General features: G+C 34.4%; 4 protein-coding genes. All 4 read right to left on the bottom strand.

Annotated features, from left to right (window positions below; all coding sequences use genetic code 11):
- Positions 1–132: 132 nt before the first annotated feature.
- The 4 genes from B4W65_RS16845 to B4W65_RS16830 all read right to left on the bottom strand — a co-directional run bounded on the left by B4W65_RS16845 (position 133) and on the right by B4W65_RS16830 (position 3,184).
- Positions 133–597: a hypothetical protein gene (locus B4W65_RS16845; protein WP_146697830.1), complete on the bottom strand. Its 465-nt coding sequence runs from the start codon at positions 595–597 to the stop codon at positions 133–135.
- A gap of 202 nt (positions 598–799) precedes the next feature.
- Positions 800–1,456, bottom strand: coding sequence for an Abi family protein (locus tag B4W65_RS16840; RefSeq protein ID WP_088656327.1), 657 nt, complete (start codon positions 1,454–1,456; stop codon positions 800–802).
- 325 nt (positions 1,457–1,781) lie between these two features.
- On the bottom strand, positions 1,782–2,318 hold the full coding sequence (locus B4W65_RS16835) for a hypothetical protein (protein WP_088656326.1): 537 nt from the start codon (positions 2,316–2,318) through the stop codon (positions 1,782–1,784).
- Positions 2,319–2,506: 188 nt separating this feature from the next.
- Complete coding sequence (locus B4W65_RS16830) at positions 2,507–3,184, bottom strand: outer membrane beta-barrel protein (RefSeq protein ID WP_088656325.1); 678 nt, start codon at positions 3,182–3,184, stop codon at positions 2,507–2,509.
- Between the last annotated feature and the right edge of the window lie 126 nt (positions 3,185–3,310).

Below are 3,310 nucleotides of genomic sequence, written 5' to 3'. Positions count from 1 at the left end.
ACTTCGGTTTTTGCATGCGGTACAATGGTTTGGCTATGGCAAGTGCGGGATTTTTAAACCGAATCTTTGTCTGCCAAACCGAATGTTATTTAGTTACAATATCTTCATTTTTTAGCAGTCAGCCCGCATTTGCTATAGCCGATGTTGTGCAACGTTTTTTTTATTTTCAAATCTTTTCAAAATCAATCCGATTATTACAGAGCTTGGTGCAGTTATCCATCCGAAGAACATTAAACTGAAAAACGAAAACGCCAATCCATCAGTCAGCATTGATAATATACTTCCAGGTGGGTCACCAAGTGAACTGGTACATTCTCCTGTTGTCCAATAACAGATATTCATTCCTACACCTAGCAATAGGAAAGTTATGTAATGCGAAATTATTCCTGTCAGCAAACCGGCTATGAAAATTCTAATGCTGTCCCAATTTTGCTTTACAATCAGTTTCCAAAATAGTCCACCTGTAATAAATGCCGCAATTGGTGCTGCTATTCCGAATACGGAATATCCGTTTCCAGTCGCAGTAATGGCAATATATACTCCAATTACAAGTCCAATTAGGGAGTTCAGTAGTCCGTATTTAATCCAAGTTTTCAAGTTTGTTTTTAAATGTTGCACNTATTTAATCCAAGTTTTCAAGTTTGTTTTTAAATGTTGCACAACGTATAGCGATATGGTGCGTGGCTAATCTTATTGGTAGATGTTTTCTGGCCGCTAGGAATGCTCTTCAGTGAACGAAAATTGCTATAAATATGGCACTTAGCCATGCACTATAACGCGTGTTGTGGCCATTAGTTTTTTACCTTTCTATTATATATCTCTCTTTTTCAATTACTTCTCCGACTCTAAATAGGTCGACAGCCCAGTTTTCAAGGTCTTTGTTCAGCCAATTTATTCCTTCAATGAGTTCATTTATGTAGTTCTCAATCGCTTCAGTATTCCAAGCTATGGATTCATGATGAAATATTCGATTTCTTAGTTTTCTAATTCCATTCAATTTTGAACTTATATTCTTTCTTTGTCGTTGATTCTTAGGAAAGTTAGGAAAAGCATGTCTTAGATTTTTCCATAATGACTTCTCAAATTTCAAATCGAAAAGTGATGTCCAGAAACCGAATGCTAACTCAGAGACAACCCTACCTGGGGTAATTTCTTTCTTCTCTCGTAAAATCGAGCTTCTTGCTTCCGTTATTCTTGTCACCTGAAAAGATGACGTTATTTTCACAAATTCATGGTCTTCAAACCAATCAACACTATCAAACTGTCTTATTAATTGTTCGTTAATGTTATTTCTTAAGCCAATCTCAAAAATTGAAATCAATGGGTAAAATGCTTCGGATATTTCAATGTTTGCTTTATAATGAAGGATTGCTTTTTCAAAGTCATTTTCTTGTCTTTTCAGATATGGTGCTATTCTTTCAGTAGATAATATCTTTTCTATTGCTTTTCTATCCATTAGTTGTATCTTTGTGATGAAGTCCCGGTGATTCCTCTCCCAGTCCTTATGCTGGTGAAGAAGCCGGGTTTTTTGTTTCTTTCAATCTAAAGATTATATATATCTTTTAAGGTTCTACCTCCGGTTTTGTTTTTTCTACTATTGGCCACAACGGTACGCATATGGCCAGTGGCGCAATGCGGGTTTCGTCACTGTCCGATAACACAGACCTAAATGCGGTAAAGAATGCTTCAAATAGCCACATCCTGCTCCATTGGCTATATGCGATGTTAGCACCAGGCATTCTTTTATTTTTTTCAAATAAATGTTAATTTCAATAACATTTTTAATATTGATAATGGTCTACTTGAATATCACCATGTCCTAAACCAATAATTTTATAATTTGAATCTTGTAAAACGTAATACATTCTATAGATACCATTTTTAAAGGAGGATAGGTCAAACCTAAAATGACTGGCTTGTTCCCTTAGTTCAATTTTTTTCTCGAAAGTTTGGTCAACAATTACAATATTCTTTATCGTTCCATCATAAACGCTGAAATAAGCAAGAGAGTTTGCTGGATTTGGATAAAAGCAAGGGCTTCTTTTTACTTCAGGGATTCCGTTTGTATTTGATAATGTAGACTTTAAAAACATTGGATTGTCAAATTTCAAAGTGTCAAACAAGCTACGCTCAAGTTCTGTAAACTTATTATCAATACGCCAATCTGTTGGGTCAATAGAATATGGCTCACCATCTTCAGATTCCAATCTTGTTATTCCTTCAAAAGTAGGTATAGTTTCTTCTGAAAGCTTTTCTTTATTACATGACATAGCAAGCATTAGTGGAAGAAAATAAAATAAATTAATCGTTACTTTCATATTTCAAATTATGGTTAGGTTTTCTTTGTAGCTTGGTGCTAACGGTTGGCGCTATGAAACGTAGCGGATTGCGTGGCTGCGAACCTATCCCCCGTTGCTGATCTTGCCAGCGGGAACTGAGCTTGCAAATTACACTGAAACCGCTATGTTTTATGACCGCGTGTTAGGCATAGTGGTTATAAGTCATACTAGAACTTAATCCCTAATGTCAAGGTTAATAAATCAACCTTCCCTTCTCCATCAAAATCCTCTGAATATCCTGTTGTTTTTATCTCACCTTCAATATCATGTTTTCCTAATGCAAAATAGTCAATAGAAATTGATGTTTTCTGATTAATTAATATACCTCCACCAATTTTAAATCCAATGCTGTTGGCTAAATCCATTTCTTGTGTTACTGTCTGACCACTAACTTCTATTTCCATGTCTGTTATTTTCATGAAATTTAATGCCAAACCAGCATTTGCAAATACTCCAATTTTATCATCAGCCTGGTAAGAATAATTTAATCCTGCTGTTATAGGAATATTTATGTACTTATAAAATTTGTAATCAGCATTATTTATTCCCATAGATTCAAATAATTCCTCTACATCATCCTTAACATCTTTTTTTAATCCATTGTAATTAAAATCTATTCCACCAAATAATCCTAACCCACTTTCTGATAGAGGATAAATATATTGTAGTCCAAAATTTATTCCAACTGCAGCTCCACCTGCGTCTTCATCATCTATATCATCGGAGGCAAAATCTGAAACTGGGAAAGATGGTCCAAAATGAATTGTAACATTACCTTGTGAGTAGGTCTTAGCAGTATAACAAATTGATAATAACAGAAGTGCGATAATTTTAAAGTTTTTCATTTTTCAAAGTTTAATGTTAATATTTATTTTATTTCGTAGAATTCATCTCAGTATTTTTAAAATATTATTAGCTAGTTTGTAGTTTTTTCACCATTATGCCTAACGTTTGGCAATATGGCCAGTGGC

The organism is Geofilum rhodophaeum (assembly GCF_002210225.1).
Lineage (GTDB): Bacteria > Bacteroidota > Bacteroidia > Bacteroidales > Marinilabiliaceae > Geofilum > Geofilum rhodophaeum.
The sequence above is the reverse complement of the archived record's forward strand: the minus strand, read 5'-3'. Positions and strand labels throughout refer to the sequence as shown.

Bases quoted from the DNA above. Each gene is read 5' to 3' on its own strand.
- B4W65_RS16835 (WP_088656326.1), bottom strand. From the start codon at position 2,318: ATGAAAGTAACGATTAATTTATTTTATTTTCTTCCACTAATGCTTGCT.
- B4W65_RS16830 (WP_088656325.1), bottom strand. From the start codon at position 3,184: ATGAAAAACTTTAAAATTATCGCACTTCTGTTATTATCAATTTGTTAT.
- B4W65_RS16840 (WP_088656327.1), bottom strand. From the start codon at position 1,456: ATGGATAGAAAAGCAATAGAAAAGATATTATCTACTGAAAGAATAGCA.